Origin of the sequence: Sphingomonas hankookensis (assembly GCF_028551275.1) — a bacterium.
Taxonomy (GTDB): domain Bacteria; phylum Pseudomonadota; class Alphaproteobacteria; order Sphingomonadales; family Sphingomonadaceae; genus Sphingomonas; species Sphingomonas hankookensis_A.
Window position 1 is genome coordinate 2,121,298 of record NZ_CP117025.1, and the last position, 15,663, is coordinate 2,136,960.

11 protein-coding genes are annotated in these 15,663 nt (G+C 68.6%); 9 read left to right on the plus strand and 2 right to left on the minus strand.

Features of this window, described 5'->3' with window-relative positions; genetic code table 11:
- Positions 1 to 38 precede the first annotated feature (38 nt).
- The 8 genes from PPZ50_RS10110 to PPZ50_RS10145 all read left to right on the plus strand — a co-directional run bounded on the left by PPZ50_RS10110 (position 39) and on the right by PPZ50_RS10145 (position 10,382).
- Positions 39 to 929, plus strand: coding sequence for an AAA family ATPase (locus PPZ50_RS10110; RefSeq protein WP_066687645.1), 891 nt, complete (start codon positions 39 to 41; stop codon positions 927 to 929).
- The gene (locus PPZ50_RS10115) at positions 926 to 2,533 is read left to right on the plus strand and encodes a hypothetical protein (RefSeq protein WP_066687647.1); all 1,608 of its coding nucleotides are present in this window, start codon (positions 926 to 928) and stop codon (positions 2,531 to 2,533) included. Before PPZ50_RS10110 ends, PPZ50_RS10115 begins: the two co-directional genes overlap by 4 nt.
- Before the next feature lie 199 nt (positions 2,534 to 2,732).
- A complete protein-coding gene (locus tag PPZ50_RS10120) occupies positions 2,733 to 3,929 on the plus strand; it encodes an AAA family ATPase (RefSeq protein ID WP_066688096.1) in 1,197 nt (398 codons plus the stop codon).
- 8 nt (positions 3,930 to 3,937) lie between these two features.
- A complete protein-coding gene (locus PPZ50_RS10125) occupies positions 3,938 to 4,777 on the plus strand; it encodes an XrtA system polysaccharide deacetylase (RefSeq protein ID WP_066687649.1) in 840 nt (279 codons plus the stop codon).
- Positions 4,774 to 5,823 carry a FemAB family XrtA/PEP-CTERM system-associated protein gene (locus PPZ50_RS10130; RefSeq protein WP_066687652.1) on the plus strand — a complete coding sequence of 350 codons (1,050 nt, stop codon included), beginning with the start codon at positions 4,774 to 4,776 and terminating at the stop codon, positions 5,821 to 5,823. The genes PPZ50_RS10125 and PPZ50_RS10130 overlap by 4 nt, the downstream gene beginning before the upstream one ends.
- Positions 5,820 to 6,977 carry a TIGR03087 family PEP-CTERM/XrtA system glycosyltransferase gene (locus PPZ50_RS10135; protein WP_066687655.1) on the plus strand — a complete coding sequence of 386 codons (1,158 nt, stop codon included), beginning with the start codon at positions 5,820 to 5,822 and terminating at the stop codon, positions 6,975 to 6,977. Before PPZ50_RS10130 ends, PPZ50_RS10135 begins: the two co-directional genes overlap by 4 nt.
- Positions 6,974 to 8,494, plus strand: coding sequence for an exosortase A (gene xrtA, locus PPZ50_RS10140; protein ID WP_066687657.1), 1,521 nt, complete (start codon positions 6,974 to 6,976; stop codon positions 8,492 to 8,494). The genes PPZ50_RS10135 and xrtA overlap by 4 nt, the downstream gene beginning before the upstream one ends.
- Position 8,495: 1 nt before the next feature.
- Positions 8,496 to 10,382 (plus strand): XrtA/PEP-CTERM system amidotransferase, encoded by a 1,887-nt coding sequence (locus PPZ50_RS10145; RefSeq protein WP_066687659.1) that lies wholly within the window; start codon positions 8,496 to 8,498, stop codon positions 10,380 to 10,382.
- A gap of 103 nt (positions 10,383 to 10,485) precedes the next feature.
- Here the strand turns inward: PPZ50_RS10145 and PPZ50_RS10150 are convergent, their stop codons facing one another.
- Entirely contained in the window at positions 10,486 to 11,457 is a 972-nt protein-coding gene (locus PPZ50_RS10150) for an alpha/beta hydrolase (protein ID WP_066688098.1), read from the minus strand.
- 147 nt (positions 11,458 to 11,604) lie between these two features.
- Between PPZ50_RS10150 and PPZ50_RS10155 the strand changes: the two genes are divergently transcribed.
- Positions 11,605 to 14,412, plus strand: coding sequence for a DUF3857 domain-containing protein (locus PPZ50_RS10155; protein ID WP_232307831.1), 2,808 nt, complete (start codon positions 11,605 to 11,607; stop codon positions 14,410 to 14,412).
- A gap of 191 nt (positions 14,413 to 14,603) precedes the next feature.
- Here PPZ50_RS10155 and PPZ50_RS10160 read toward each other — a convergent pair whose 3' ends face one another.
- Positions 14,604 to 15,656 carry a 1,9-bis(guanidino)-5-aza-nonane synthase gene (locus tag PPZ50_RS10160; protein WP_066687661.1) on the minus strand — a complete coding sequence of 351 codons (1,053 nt, stop codon included), beginning with the start codon at positions 15,654 to 15,656 and terminating at the stop codon, positions 14,604 to 14,606.
- Positions 15,657 to 15,663 lie beyond the last annotated feature (7 nt).

The following is a 15,663-nucleotide window of genomic DNA, read 5'->3' on the forward strand; positions in this document are numbered from 1 at the left end:
GTGGGGATGACAAGGTGAACGACCAATCGCACCGGGCCATGCGCGCATCGTTGCTGGAGCGCGCGGCGGATCGTTGGCAGCTGGGGCCGAAGCCCGAACTGCCGCCGGTCGCCATGCCCGACCTGCCTCCCCCACCGCCGCCGGTCGCGGCGAAGCCTGCCGCGCGCAAGATGCCGCCGGCACGCATCCGTCCGTTCGATCCAGCGCGGATCGATCGCGAACGGCTGGCCGAGGCGGGGATGCTGGTGCCCGGTGGTCCGGTGACGGCGCTGGCCGAGGAATTCCGGCTGGTGAAGCGCCAGCTGCTGACCACCGCCGCCGATATCGAGAAGCGCGACCCGCAGGCGGCGCGCATGGTGCTGGTGTGTTCGGCGCAGCCGGGCGACGGCAAGACCTTCTGTGCGATCAACCTCGCCCTGTCGCTGGCGGCGGAGCGCGATTTGCAGATCCTGCTGGTCGATGCCGATTTCCCGAAGCCCGACATTCTCGACCGGCTGGGCATCGCCGCGAGCGGACAGGGGCTGCTCGACGCGCTGGGCGATCCGGCGATCGATGTCGAGGCGCTGGTGATCCCGACCGACGTGCCGCAGCTGTCGGTGCTGCCGGCGGGCAAGCGGACGAACGCCGATACCGAGTTGCTGCGTAGCGACCATGCGCAGGACGTGCTGGAGCGGCTGCTGAGCGCCGATCCCGACCGGATCGTCATCTTCGATTCGCCCCCCGCGCTCGCCGCGTCGCCGGCCGCGGTGCTGGCGTCGCTGGTCGGGCAGACGGTGCTGGTGGTCCGCGCCGATCGCAGCAGCGAATCGGACCTGCGCGAGGCGGTGGCGCTGCTCGACGGGTGCGACGATATCCAGCTGCTGCTGAACGCGACGACGTACCGGGCGGAAGGGGCGCGGTTCGGCTATTACGGGCAGGATAAGGAATGATGCGCTGGCTCGCCCTGCCGGTCGTGGTCGCAGCGTCGGCAAGCCCGGCGCTGGCGCAGCGGGTCGAGGTGTCGCCCTATATCGAGGCGGGGCAGGTGCTGCTCGCCGATCTGAACGACGGCGATGTGGTGACCTATACCCAGCTGACCGCCGGGGTCGATGCGACGATCACGACGCAGCGGGTGCAGGTCCAGGCCAATTACCAGTATCAGCGGCTGATCGACTGGGGCGACGATTTCGGCAATGGCGACGTCCATTCGGGCCTGGCGCGGGCCAATGTGCAGATTACCCGCTGGCTGAACCTGGAAGGCGGCGCGATCGCCACGCGGGCGCAGGGCGATACGCGCGGCGGCGGGTTCGGACCGCTGGTCAATGCGAGCAACGTCAATACCGCGCAGGTTTATGGCCTCTATGCCGGGCCGAGCGTCAACACGCGCGTCGGCCCGTTCGCGGTCAACGGCACCTATCAATTCGGTTATGTGAAGGCGGAGACGCCGGGCGTGGTCGATCTGGCGCCGGGGCAGCGGCGGCTGGATTATTATGACGAGGCGACCAGCCATCTGGTGATGGGCAGCGCCGGCACCCGCGCGGGCACGCTGCTGCCGATCGGCTTCACCGTGTCGGGGGCGTGGCTGCGTGAGGATGCGGGGCAGCTCGACCAGAAGTTCGAGGGCGCGTACGGCCGGGTCGATGCGGTGCTGCCGATCACGCGGACGCTGGCGGCGGTCGGTGGCGTCGGCTACGAAAAGATCGAGGTGACGCAGCGCGACCCGCTGCTCGATGCGCAGAATATTCCGGTTGTCGATGGCGCAGGGCGGTTCGTGACCGATCCGGCGTCGGCGCCGCGCATCGCCTATGACACCGACGGCATCATCTGGGACGCGGGCGTATTGTGGCGGCCCAGCCCCCGCACCGCGCTGGAGGCGCGGCTGGGGCGGCGCTACGGGTCGATGAGCTACACTGGGTCGCTGCAATGGCAGGTCAGCCCGGCATCGGCATTGCAGGTCGGTGTTTACGACAGCGTGACGACGTTCGGGCGGCAGCTGACCGGATCGCTGTCGCAGCTGCCGATCAACTATATCGGGGGCGAGGACCCGTTCGGTGCGCGTTATGGCGGGTGCGTGTTCGGCGGAGGCGTGACGCCGGAGGGCGCGTCCAATGCCGGCGGATGCCTCACCCCGGTATTCCAGTCGGTCAGCGCGGCGACCTTCCGCGCGCGGGGCATCGATGCGGTCTATTCGATCACGCGCGGTCCGACGCGGCTGGGGCTGGGCGCGGGCTATGCCAGCCGGGCCTATTATATCCCGCCGGTGCCGGGCGCGGTCATCTATCGCACGCGCGACGAGAGCTATTATGTCCAGGGCTTCGGCCAATGGGCGCTCGACAGCCGGTCGTCGGTCAGTGCGGACCTGTATGCGAACTATTTCGCCAGCGGGATCGAAGGCGGGCTGGACGCATGGGGCGGCGGTGCGCAGGGCGGCTATTATCGCAGCTTCGGGCGGGCCTATGGCAGCCTGACCGCCGGGGTGTACGGGTTCGACGTGGAGCGGAGCCAGTCGGACCTGATCGCGCAGGCGTTGCTGGCGGTCGGGTTCCGTTTCTAACGGGCCGCCGCCGCCGTGATCGTATCGTCACCCCGGGTCAAGCCCGGGGTGACGGGGGGATAGGTGGGCGTGCCTTTCGCCGACGTCGTTCGAGCAGTCGTGCACCCCTACCGGCCGGGAACGGAACAGGGTAAATTCGCCGGATTATAAACGAACATTCAACCGATTGGCGGCTACGGTCCCGCCATTGGAGACGATGATGTACGACGATCATTATGGCCTGACCGGTCGCCCGTTCCAGTTGACGCCCGATCCGGCCTTCTGGTTCGACACGGCGACGCACCGCAAGGCGATGGCGTATCTCGGCTACGGGTTGAGCCAGGGCGAAGGCTTCATCGTCATTACCGGCGATCCGGGCACCGGCAAGACGACGCTGCTCGGCCACCTGATGCAGACGATCGATCCGGAGCGGTTGAACGTCATCCGCATCGTCACGACCCAGATCGAGGCGGACGACCTGCTGCGGCTGGTCGCGGCGGGGCTGGATGTCGATCACCATGGATTGACCAAGGCGCAGCTGCTCGAAGCGATCGAGCGGGGCCTGCACAATGTCGCGCGGTCGGGGCGGCGCACGTTGCTGGTGATCGACGAGGCGCAGTCGCTGCCGGTCGGATCGATCGAAGAATTGCGGATGCTGTCGAATTTCCAGGCGGGCGGCTATGCGCTGTTGCAGATCTTCCTGCTGGGCCAGCCGGAGTTCCGCCAGCGGCTGCACGGGTCGGACCGGCTGGAGCAGCTGCGCCAGCGGGTGATCGCGATGCACCATCTGGAGCCGATGGGCGTCGAGGAGGTCGGGCCGTATCTGGAACACCGCCTCGGCATCGTCGGGTGGAATGGTTCGCCCAGTTTCAGCATGGATGCGCTGGCGGCGCTGCACCACTGGTCGGGCGGCGTGCCGCGGCGGTTGAACCAGCTCGCCGGGCGGGTGCTGCTGTACGGCGCGATCGAGGGGATCGAGCGGTTCGGGTCGCTCGACATCGAACAGGTGATCGCGGATCTCGACGGTGACGGGATGGGGACCCATGCGCCCGAATCCGCCGCGCCCGTGCGGGCGGAGGCGGCGCCGGTGGCCGAGGCGACCCCGGTCGTCGATGCCGATCCGTTGCCGATGACCCCGCCACCGCCGCCGATGCCGCCGCGCCCGATCCACCTGTCGGTGGTCGATGTCGCCGGTTGGCCGACGCCGATCGTCGAGGAAGCGCCGGCTGCGGCGGCCCCGGTGGCAGCCCCGGTCGATGCGGCGGATCGCGACGCGCTGGTCGCGCGGATCGCGGCGCTGGAGGAACGGTTGGAGGAACAGGATGCGGCGCTGCGCCGGGTGCTGACCCTGCTGGTCGACTGGGTCGAGGGCGAACAACGCCGTCCCGACCTGTCGTCGATCCGCGCCGCCGGCTGACGCACCCCATGCGCAACGCGATGTCGGTCGATGTCGAGGACTGGTTCCAGGTCGGGGCGTTCGAAACGGTCATCGACCGGGGCGACTGGGACACGCTCGAATGCCGGGTGGAGGCGAATACCGATGCGGTGCTCGACCTGTTCGCCGCCGGCGGGGTGACGGCGACGTTCTTCACGCTCGGCTGGGTCGCGCATCGCTTTCCGGCGCTGATGCAGCGCATCGTGGCCGGCGGGCATGAGCTGGCGAGCCATGGCTGGGATCACAAGCGCGTCTTCACGATGACCGCCGACGAATTCCGGCACGATCTGGCACGGGCGAAGGCGGCGCTGGAGGATGCGGGCGGACAGGCGGTGACCGGATATCGCGCGCCGAGCTTTTCGATCGACCGGCGGACGCCATGGGCGCATGCCGTGCTGGCGGAGGCGGGCTATGCCTATTCGTCGTCGGTCGCGCCGCTGACCCATGACCATTATGGCTGGAAGGATGCGCCGCGCGTGCTGCACCGGCCGGTTGCGGGCAGCGACCTGATCGAATGGCCGATCACACTGGCCAAGGTGCTGGGGCGCGAAGTGTCGGCGGGGGGCGGGTTCTTTCGCCTGTTGCCGAACCGGGTGGTCGAGGATGCGGTGGTGCGGAGCAACCAGGCCGACGCCCATCCGGCGATGTTCTATTTCCATCCCTGGGAGATCGATCCCGGCCAGCCGCGGGTGAAGAACGCGCCGTTGAAGTCGAAGCTGCGGCATTATTCGCGGCTGGGGGCGATGGCGGGCAAGCTCGAACGGTTGATGGCGAACCATGACTGGGGCCGGGCCGACCGGATCGTCGCCGAGCGCGCGGGCGCGCTGTGATCGCGGTACGGCGGGCCGATCTGGCCGATGCGGGCGAGCGCACCCGGATCGAGACGTTCGTGGGTGAGCATCCCGACGGCACGCCGTTCCACCTGCCGGTCTGGGGTGAGGCGACGGCGGCGGGGTGCGGGCAGGATTACCGGATGCTGCTGGCCGAGGATGGCGGGGTGCTCAAGGGCGTCGTGCCGTTGACCCATGTCCGTTCGCCCTTGTTCGGGGCGGCGTTGGTGTCGACCGGGTTCGGGGTCGGCGGCGGGGTGCTGGCGAGCGACCCGGCGGCGGGCGCGGCGCTGGCGGCGGCGGCGGTCGAGATGGCGCGGGAGCTGCGCTGTCCGACGATCGAGATGCGCGGCGGCGTGCCGATCGACGGGGCGGGGTGGACGTGGGACGATAGCCGCTATGTCGGGTTCGTCCGGCCGCTGGCGAACGACGACGATGCCGAATTGCTGGCGATCCCGCGCAAGCAGCGCGCCGATGTGCGCAAGGCGCTGGCCGAGCCGTTCGAGATCGCCATCGGGCGCGACCGGGCGGCGCTGGCGGAGCATTTCCATGTTTATGGGACGTCAGTGCGTAATCTCGGTACGCCGGTGTTTCCGCGGTCGCTGTTCGCGGAGGTTGTGCGGCGGTTCGGGGACGACGCCGATGTGCTGACCGTGCGGCATGGCGGCGTGGCGGTGGCGAGCGTGCTGTCGGTCTATTGGCGGGGCACGGTCTATCCCTATTGGGGTGGCGGTACGGCGGCGGCGCGGGGTCTGCGGGCCAATGAGCGGATGTATTTCGAGCTGATGCGGCATGCGCGGGCCAGGGGCTGCACAGCGTTCGATTTCGGGCGGTCGAAGGTCGGAACCGGGCCGGCGGCGTACAAGAAGAACTGGGGTTTCGTCGGCACGCCGCTGGGCTATCCGACATGGACGGCCGATGGCGAGCGCCCACGCGATGCCAGCCCGCTCAACCCCAAATACCGGCTGAAGATCGCGGCGTGGCAGAAGTTGCCGGTCGCGGTCGCCAATCGCGTCGGGCCGTTCATCGCGAAGGGGCTGGGGTGAGCGACATCCTGTTCCTCGCCCACCGCGTTCCCTATCCCCCCGATCGTGGCGACAAGGTGCGCAGCCATCATGTGCTGCGGCATTTCAGCGGGTTGGGGCGGGTGCATCTGGCGACCTTTGCCGACGATCCGCGCGACATGGGGCATGAGGCGGCGCTGGGGCAGTGGTGTGCGAGCGTGCGGGTGTTGCGGCGGACGAAGGGCAATGCGCTTGCAGCGATTGAGGCGCTGGCGGGCGGGCGGACCGTGTCGGAGGCGGCGTTCGACAGCGCGGCGATGCGGGGCGCGGTGGCGGAGTTGCTGGCCGAGCGGCGCTATGATGCCGTCTATGTCTATTCGGGGCAGATGGCGCAGTATGTGCCGGCGGACGTGCCGTTCGTGATGGATTTCGTCGACATGGATTCGGCCAAGTTCGCGGCTTATGCCGATGATGCGCATGGGCCGATGCGCTGGATGATGCGGCGCGAGGCAAGCAAGCTGGCGGCGTTCGAACGTGACGTGGCGGGGCGGGCGCGGGCGTCGCTGCTGGTGAGCGAGGCGGAGGCCGATCTGTTCCGGCGGATGTCGGGCGCGGAGCGCGTGGTCGCGATCGAGAATGGGATCGACACCGGCTTTTTCGATCCGGCGGGCGTCGTGCCGGTCGAACAGGCGGGGCCGCTGATCGTCTTTACCGGGCAGATGGACTACCGGCCCAATATCGATGCGGTTCGCTGGTTCGCGGGCGAGGTGCTGCCATTGGTGCCGGAGGCGCGCTTTGCGATTGTCGGGCGCAGTCCGACCGCGGCGGTACGGGCGCTAGAGAGCGAGCGGGTGGTCGTGACCGGCGAGGTCGCGGACGTGCGCGAGTGGATTGCCGCTGCCGCCGTGGTCGTCGCGCCGCTGTTGCTGGCGCGGGGTATCCAGAACAAGGTGCTGGAGGCGATGGCGATGGCGCGGCCGGTGGTGGCATCGACCGCCGCCGCCGAAGGGATCGACCATCGGGGGACGATCCGGGTCGCGAGCGATGCGGCCGGGTTTGTACGGGAAATTCGGGAGCTGCTGTCCGACCCCGTCGCAGCCGATGCGGTAGGGCGAGCGGCGCGGGCGCGGACGATCGAGCGCTATGGCTGGGACGCGCGATTGGCACCGCTGGCCGAATTGCTGGGGCTGGCATGAACAGCGTTGCGCTCGACCAGCCGCTGGCGGCGACGGACCCGGCGTGGTGGCGGGCGTTGCTGGCGCTCAGCGGCATCTGGGCGGCGTTGCTGGCGATCTTTCACCGCGACGCGGCCGATATGGCGGATATCTGGTGGAATTCGACCACCTATGGCCATTGCCTGTTCGTCGCTCCGATCATCGGCTGGCTGGTGTGGCAGCGGCGGCGCGAGCTCGCGCAACTGACCCCGCAGGCTTGGTGGCCCGGGCTGACGATCGTTGCGGGCGGCGGGGCGCTCTGGCTGGTCGGGGAAGCGGCGGCGGTGGCGCTGTTCCGGCATGTCGGGCTGGTCGCGATGTTGCAGGGGGCGGTGGTCGCGTTGCTCGGCGCCCGCGTCGCGCGCGGGATCGCCTTCCCGCTGGCCTATATGGTCTTCCTCGTGCCGTTCGGCGATTTCCTAGAGCCGTGGCTGCAAGCGGCGACGGTATCGCTGACGATGCCGCTGCTGCATTTGCTCGGTGTGCCGGCGGCGGTCGACGGGGTGCTCATCACCATCCCCAACGGCTATTTCGAAGTGGCGGAGGCTTGTTCAGGGTCGAAGTTCGTCATCGCCATGGTCGCTTATGGCACGCTGGTCGCCAATGTGTGTTACGTCGCATGGCGGCGACGGATCGCGTTCACGGCGTTGGCGCTGATCGTGCCGGTGCTGGCCAACGGGGTGCGCGCGGCGGGAACGATCTATGCCGCGCATCTGACGTCGGTCGAGGCGGCGACCGGGTTCGACCATATCGTCTATGGCTGGGTGTTCTTCGCGCTGACCATGGCGGGGGTGCTGGCGCTCGGCTGGCGCTGGTTCGACCGCGACCCCGATGCGCCGTGGTTCGACGTGGCGAGCGTGGCTGCGATGCCGATGCGCGCGGCGGACCGGTCGCTGGCGGCAGCGGCGGTGCTGGCGGTCGCGGTCGGCTTTGCGGCATGGGGCTGGATCGTCGACCGGCGGGCGCAGGCGTTGCCGGCGCGGATCGAGTTACCGCAGGTGCCCGGATGGCAGCGGGTGGCGGTCGATGGCGAACCCTGGGTTCCGAATTATCCGGGCGCTGACCATTTCCTGATCGGGCGCTATGGCGATGCGAGGGGCCGCAGCGTCGACATGGTCGTTGCGCTCTATGGCTCGCAGGGCGAAGGACATGAATTGGTAGGGTTCGGAACAGGCGCGATCCGCGAGAATGACCGCTGGGTGCGGATCGCCGACACCGCGCCGATCGCCGGCAGCGCGTCGCTGCGCATGGCCGCGCCCGGCCCGGTCGAGCGCGAGGTCGCGACCTGGTATCGCATCGGATCGATCACGACCGGCAGCGCTGACCGGGTGAAGTGGGAGACGCTGAAGGCGAAGCTGCTCGGCGGCCCGCAACGCGGCGTCGCCGTGCTGCTATCGGCGCGCAAGGATGGGCACGACCCGCGACAGGCGATCGCCGATTTCCTAAAGGCGGCGGGGCCGGTCGACGCGATCGCCGACCGCGCAGCGGGAATGCGCTGAGATGTGCGGAATCGCCGGCCTGTATCATAGCGTGCAGCCAAAGCCGGTCGATCCGGCACGGATCGCAGCGATGACCGATGTTCAGGCGCATCGCGGCCCCGACGGGTCGGGCGTATGGACCGCGCCGGGCGTGGGGCTGGGCCATCGGCGGCTGTCGATCATCGACGTCGCAGGCAGTCCGCAGCCGATGGCGCTGCCGGGCGAACAGGTCGTCATCACCTTCAACGGCGAAATCTATAACTTCGCCGAGCTGCGGGCCGAGTTGCAGGGCAAGGGCGCGGTGTTCCGCACCCAGGGCGATACGGAAGTGTTGCTGCATGCCTGGGCGGCATGGGGGCCGGACATGCTGGCGCGGCTGAACGGGATGTTCGCCTTTGCCATCCATGATGCGGGGCGGCAGGCGCTGTTCATCGCGCGCGACCGGATGGGGGTGAAGCCGTTCCACTATGTCGAGCTGGGCGACGGCGCGGTGGCGTTCGCGTCGGAGTTGAAAGGGCTGCTCGCCCATCCGCTGGTGCGGCGGACGCCCGATGCGGCGGCGATCGAGGATTATATGGCGCTCGGCTATGTGCCCGACGACGCCTGTATCGTGGCCGGTGTGAAGAAGCTGCCCGCGGGGCATTTCCTCCTGATCGAGCGCGGGCGGCGCGTGCCGCAGCCGGTCCGGTGGTGGGACGTCGACTTTTCGAAGCGGGCCAAGGGCAGCGCGCGCGACCTCGAGGCGGAACTGGTCGAGCGGATGCGCGAGGGCGTGCGGTCGCGGATGGTCGCCGATGTGCCGCTCGGCGCGTTCCTGTCGGGCGGGGTCGATTCGTCGGCGGTCGTGGCGCTGATGGCGGAGGCGAGCCGGTCGCCGGTGCAGACCTGCACCATCGGGTTCGAGGAAGCGGGCCATGACGAGCGCGGGCCGGCGGGGCTGGTCGCGGGGCGATTTGCGACCGACCATGCGGTGCGGACGGTGCGGTCGGACGATTTCGGCGTGATCGACACGCTGGTCGCGGCGTTCGACGAGCCTTTTGCCGATGCGTCGGCGCTGGCGACCTATCAGGTATGCGCGCTGGCACGCGAGCGGGTGACGGTCGCGCTGTCGGGTGATGGCGCGGACGAGGCGCTGGCCGGGTACCGCCGGTACAAGTTCCATGCGGCGGAGGAGCGGGTGCGTGCGCTGCTGCCGCCGGGGTTGCGGGAACCGGTGTTCGGGGCGCTGGGCGATGTCTATCCCAAGGCCGACTGGGCACCGCGCCCGTTCCGCGCCAAGACGACGTTGCTGGCGCTCGCGCAGGATGGTGACGAGGCCTATGCGCAGGCGGTGGGGGTGACGACGCCGGCGGTGCGGCACGGGCTGTACGGGCAGGCGATGGCGCGGCAGCTGGGCGGCTATCGCGGGGAAGAGCGCTATGTCGCGGCGATGCGGCAGGCGCCGGGGCGCGATGCACTCGACCGGGCGCAATATGCTGATTTCCGTCACTGGCTACCGGGTGACATCCTGACCAAGGTCGACCGGACCAGCATGGCGGTGGCACTGGAGGCGCGCGAGCCGCTGCTCGACCATCGGCTGATCGAGTTCTGCGCGACATTGCCGGCAAAGCTGCGGTTGCGCGGGGGCGAGGGCAAGTGGCTGATGAAGAAGGCGCTGGAGCCGTGGCTGCCGCGCGAAATCCTGTATCGGCCCAAAATGGGGTTCGTGACCCCGGTCAGCGCGTGGTTCCGGGGGGCGTTGGCGGATGAGGCGGCGGGGCTCGCGCGGTCGCCGGTGTTGGCGACGTGGTTCGAGCCCCATGCGATCGAGCGACTGGCGGCGGAGCATCGGTCGGGTCGAGCGGAGCATGGCCGGACGCTGTGGCAGCTGGTGATGCTGGAGCGTAGTGCGCGACGGTTGTTCGGGTAGTCTCGTTACCGTCACCCCGGGCTTGACCCGGGGCCCGCTTTTTACCGAGCGTGCAAGGAGAAGCGGGACCCCGGATCAAGTCCGGGGTGACGGTAGCGTGGTATTAAACGTGCTGGCCGATCCAGCGGCGGAACAGGTCGGTCCAGACGCGTTGCGGGCTGTCGACCGGCGCATGCAGCGCCCCCCAGCCATGGCCGCCCCGTTCGAACAAATGCGCCTCGACCGGGACCTTGGCCCGGCGGCAGGCGGCGAGCATTTCGAGCGACTGGTCGAGCGGGACGACGGGGTCGTCGACCGAATGGGCGAGGAAGACCGGCGGGGTCTGTGCGGTGACCCGTGCCGGGATGTTGTAATGGCGATAGACCGCCATCGGGCCTTCGGGTCGACCGGAGCCGCGACGGTCCATCGCCGCGATATTGGTGACCGGATAGACGAGGCCGCTGAACGCCGGGCGCGCCGACTGCCGGTCGGCGGCGTCGATGGGGGGATAGACCACGTCGTCATGGGCGATGGTGAGCGATCCGGCGAGATGCCCGCCCGCCGAAAAGCCGCAGATGCCGAGCTTCGCCGGATCGATGCCGTAGCGCGCGGCATTCGCGCGGATCAGGCGCATGGCCCGCTGCGCATCCTGCAGCGGCACGTCCTGCGCATCATCCCAGCCTTCGCCCGGCAGGCGATAGGCGAGCGCGAAGACGGTAATGCCGGCGGGGTTCAGTGCCTTGGCGACGTCGATCCCTTCATTCTCGATCGAGACGAAGCCATAGCCGCCGCCGGGGATGGAGAGGACGGCGGTGCCGTTGGGGCGGGCCGGGCGGAACACGCCGACAACCGGATCGGCCACGCCGCGCAGCCATAGCTCGCGCATCTCGGGCCGTCCGTTCATCGACGGGGCATAGGTCGGCAGGGTCGTGCGGGCACCGGGCGCGCGGGCGGGCCACAGGCGGAAATGTTCGCGTGGGGGCCAGGGGGTGAGGCGTTCACCGCCCGGCGTGAGACGTGCGGCGGGCTGGGCCGCTGCCTTTGCCGCCACCGGTAGTGCGATGGTTGCACCCAAGATGGTCCGCCGGTCGATCATCCGCTCCACTCCCTGTTCGTTGCCGTCAGCCTAACCGCACCATCGACACAGGAAAAGCCGCGCGCCCGCCAAAGCGCTCGACAATCGGCGGCGGGGCGATAGACCTTGGGTGGTCGGCGGGGGCCGGCATGAACAGGGGGAAGTTGCGTGACGCGTTTCGTGGTGGTGAAGGCGGTCGCTCTGGCGGCGGCGGGGTTGCCGGCGCTTGCCTGGGCCAGTGAAACGCCGCTGTATCAATCGGCACCCGCCTGGGTCAGCGCGGCGCCGGCCTTGCCCGCGGGGCCGGTGGATGAACTGCCGCCGCTGGTGCTGCTCGATTTCCAGAAGCGGATCGAGGGCGACAAGCTGACCTCCTATGTCCATCAGCGCACCCGGATCGCGAGTGCCGAGATGCTGTCGCAGGCGGCGACGCTGACGCTGCCCTGGGCGCCGGACAAGGGCGACCTGATCGTTCATGGGCTGACGATCCTGCGTGACGGCCAGACGATCGACCTGCTGGCGAAGGGGCAGAGATTCACCGTGTTGCGGCGCGAACAGGCGCTCGAGCAGCGCGAGCTGACCGGCATCCTGACTGCGACGCTGGCGGTCGAGGGGCTGGAGGTCGGCGATCTGCTCGACCTGCGCTTCTCGGTCACCGGTCGCGATCCGGCGCTGGGGGGCCGGGTACAGGACGTCGTGCCGCTGCCCGCGCTGCCGCTGCGCATCGGGGCCGGGCGGGTGCGCTATCTGTGGTCGAACGACAGCGCGCCGAAATACAAGCTGCTGGCCGATGGCGTGACGGCGACGCCGGTGCGCAAGGGCGACACGACCGAACTGAGCTTCGCGCTGCCGCTCGCCAAGCCCAAGGACATGCCGGAGGACGCGCCGGCGCGCTATCGCCATCCGCCGCTGATCGAGGTGGCGAGCTTTGCCGACTGGACCGATGTGTCGCGGACGTTCGCCCCGCTGTACAAGACCGACGGCCTGATCGCGCCGGGTAGCGCGCTGGCGAACGAGGTCGCGGCGATCGAGAAGGCGGAGGCGACGCCGCTCGGCCGGGCGCAGCGCGCGCTGGAGCTGGTGCAGGGCAAGATCCGCTATCTCGCGGTCGGGATGGATGGTGGCAACTATCTGCCCCAAGCCCCTGCAAAGACGTGGGAAGTCCGCTACGGCGATTGCAAGGCCAAGACGCTGATGCTGCTGGCGATGCTGCACGCGATGGGGATCGAGGCGGAGCCGGTCGTCGCCAATGTCGGGCTGGGCGATGCGGTGCCCGAGCGGTTGCCCAGCGCCGCGGCGTTCAACCACGTGTTCGTCCGGGCAACGATCGGTGGCGAGGTGCTGTGGCTCGACGGGACCGGCAGCAATGCGCGGCTGCCGGACATTCGCGATACGCCCGGCGTCGGTTATGTCCTGCCGATCCGCGCCGCAGGTGCCACGCCGATGCGGATCGAGACGCATCCCAATGCCCGCCCGATCGCCAGCGTGACGATCGACGCCGACGAAAGCGGCGCGGTCGACCTGCCCAGCCCGGTCGAGGTGACGATGGTGACGCATGGCCAGATGGCGGCCCAGCTGCGGGCGGCCAAGAGTCAGGTCGGGCCGAAGGAACAGCATGAGCTGATCTCGACCATCCTGCAACAGGCGGTCGGAGAGGGGCAGTTTGCCGAGGGTACGATCACCCCCGATTCGGCGAGTGGCGATGTCGTGGTTCGGGCGAAGGGGGTGGTCAACACCAGCTGGAGCGTCGAGGACCGGCGGCGCAAGCGGTCGCTCGGCGGTGCGCTGGGCGAGCTCAACTTTACGCCCGACCGTAGCCGCCCCGACTGGAGCAGCATCCCGGTCGCCGCACCGCCGCCTTTCGGCGTGGAACGGCATGTGAAGGTGAAGCTGCCCGATGGCGGGCGCGGCTTCACGCTGGAAGGGGCGCCCGATGCCGATCAGCGGCTCGCAGGCTATGTGGTGAAGCGGACCACGCGCCTGTCGGGCGGGACGATGACCATGGACGAGCGCTTCGATGCGGCGGGCACCGAAGTCCCGGCGGCGCGGATCGCCGTCGAGCGCGATGCGGTGGCGACGGCGAAGGCCAATATCCCGCGCGTCGTCGCGCCGGTCGATACGCCGCGGCGCTGGACGCTGGACGACGCGACGCTGGCGAAGTCGAGCCAGGTGCAGGCGATCCGCGCAATCTTCGGCAAGGCGATCGCCGCTGATCCCGAGGAAATGAGCGGCTATCAGAGTCGGGCGGCGTTCGAGTCCGGCATCGGTAACTACCGGGCCGCGCTGGCCGATCTGGACAAGGTGATCGCCAAGGAGCCATCAGTCGACCTGTATCTCCAGCGGTCTTATGCCCAGTTCAACCTGGGCGATCCGACCAAGGCGCTGGCCGATGCCGAACGGGCGCGCGCGCTGGATCCCGCGGCGAATGGCGCGATCGCGCAGGTGGCGCAGACCCGTGCTGAAACCGGGGATTTGAGGGGTGCCGTCGCGCTGCTCGACGAACGCATAGCGCTGGGTGGTGAGTCGCGGCCGTTTCTCCGGCAGATGAAGGCGAGCGTGTTGGGTGAGTTCGGTAATCCCCAGGAGGCGGTTGCCTTTTACGATACGCTGATCGCCGAGAAGCCGGGGTCGCCGACGCTGCTGAACGGGCGCTGCTGGACCAAGGGCACGCGCAACATCATGCTCGATACCGCGCTGAAGGACTGCACGAAGGCGATCGAGCTGAGCGACGATACGCTGGCCGCGCTCGATAGCCGGGCGTTGGTCTGGTACCGGATGGGCCGCTACCCGGAAGCGCTCGCCGATCTCGATACCGTGCTAGCGGCCAATCCGGACATGGCGGCCAGCCGCTATGTCCGTGCCGCCGTGCTGAAGGCGATGCAGCGCGACGGCGAGGCGGCGGGCGAGCTGGCGCTGGCGCGGCGGATGAACCCGACGATCGACCGGCAATATGCGCGGTACGGGTTCAAGATGTAGGGGGCGAGCGCGTGATCCAGCGATCGCCCTCGTCACCCCGGGTCAAGCCCGGGGTGACGGGTATAGGGCCGACGTCGCGCTCTGCCGCGCTCGTGGAATGACATGCATGTCGGTCGCCTTTGCGGCGCGCAAACAAAAACGGCGAGGGATTGCTCCCTCGCCGTTCTCGATTTCGGCGATTTGCCGACGGATCAGTCGAACATCTTGCCGAAGGCGCGCTTCGCGCGGGTCTTCCACGCGCCGCGATGATACGCGTCCGAGGCGAGGAGCGGCATGACCGATCCGGCTTCGGCAAAGACCATCTGTTCGAGCGCGGTGTCGACCTTGCCCCAGCTGGCCGCTTCCTTGAGCGTCGACGACGAGCAGGCGCCGTCACGCACGTCGGCGACGGTGATCTGCACGGCGTATTTGTGCATCTCGACATCGTCGTGACCGAGGATTTCGGCGCAGACGACGGTGTCCTGGATGAAGTTCTTCGGTACGCCGCCGCCGATCATCAGCAGGCCAGTGGTGCCCGCCTTAATCTTGATGTCGGTCAGTTCGCGGAAGTCGGCGATGGCGTCGAGCACCATGTACGGCTTGCCTTCCTTCGCACGGTCGACCTGGTGCTTGACCAGACCGAAGCCGGCCGAGCTGTCCACGAAGGCCGGGCAGAAGATCGGCACGTCATGCTCATAGGCGAGCTTGACGAGGCTGTTTTCCTTCTTGCCATGCTCCGACAGATACTTGCCCATTTCGCGGATAAAGGCGCGCGACGAATAGGCCTTCGGTTCCAGCGAGTCGGCGATCTTGCCGATCGTGTGGTCGCAATCCTGCAGCTGCTCTTCGTCGATATAGGTGTCGTAGATGCGGTCGATGTAGAGCGAACGCAGCGTGTTGTCGTCGGGGATTTCCAGCGCCTGATAATGCTTGTGGCCCAGCCCTTCGAAGAAATCCATGTCGACAATCGACGCGCCGGTCGCGACGACGCCATCGATCATGTTCGAGCGCAGCAGTTCGGCGTACAGGTCCATGCAGCCGCCGGCCGAGGTGGAGCCTGCGATCACGAGGAAGATCGAGCAGTCCTTGTCCTCCAGCATCTGGTTGTAGATGCGGGTGGCGCGCGCGAGGTCGCGGCTGGTGAAGCTCATCTTGCCCATGGCGTCGATGATCGGGCGGGCGTCGAACTTGGTGATGTCGACATGCTCGACGGTGGTCGAAAGCAGTTCGGCCTTGCGGGTGTCGTTGATCGTCGTGTCGGTCATGATGGTC

Bases quoted from the DNA above. Each gene is read 5' to 3' on its own strand.
- PPZ50_RS10110 (WP_066687645.1), top strand. From the start codon at position 39: ATGCGCGCATCGTTGCTGGAGCGCGCGGCGGATCGTTGGCAGCTGGGG.
- PPZ50_RS10115 (WP_066687647.1), top strand. From the start codon at position 926: ATGATGCGCTGGCTCGCCCTGCCGGTCGTGGTCGCAGCGTCGGCAAGC.
- PPZ50_RS10120 (WP_066688096.1), top strand. From the start codon at position 2,733: ATGTACGACGATCATTATGGCCTGACCGGTCGCCCGTTCCAGTTGACG.
- PPZ50_RS10125 (WP_066687649.1), top strand. From the start codon at position 3,938: ATGCGCAACGCGATGTCGGTCGATGTCGAGGACTGGTTCCAGGTCGGG.
- xrtA (WP_066687657.1), top strand. From the start codon at position 6,974: ATGAACAGCGTTGCGCTCGACCAGCCGCTGGCGGCGACGGACCCGGCG.
- PPZ50_RS10145 (WP_066687659.1), top strand. From the start codon at position 8,496: ATGTGCGGAATCGCCGGCCTGTATCATAGCGTGCAGCCAAAGCCGGTC.
- PPZ50_RS10150 (WP_066688098.1), bottom strand. From the start codon at position 11,457: ATGATCGACCGGCGGACCATCTTGGGTGCAACCATCGCACTACCGGTG.
- PPZ50_RS10160 (WP_066687661.1), bottom strand. From the start codon at position 15,656: ATGACCGACACGACGATCAACGACACCCGCAAGGCCGAACTGCTTTCG.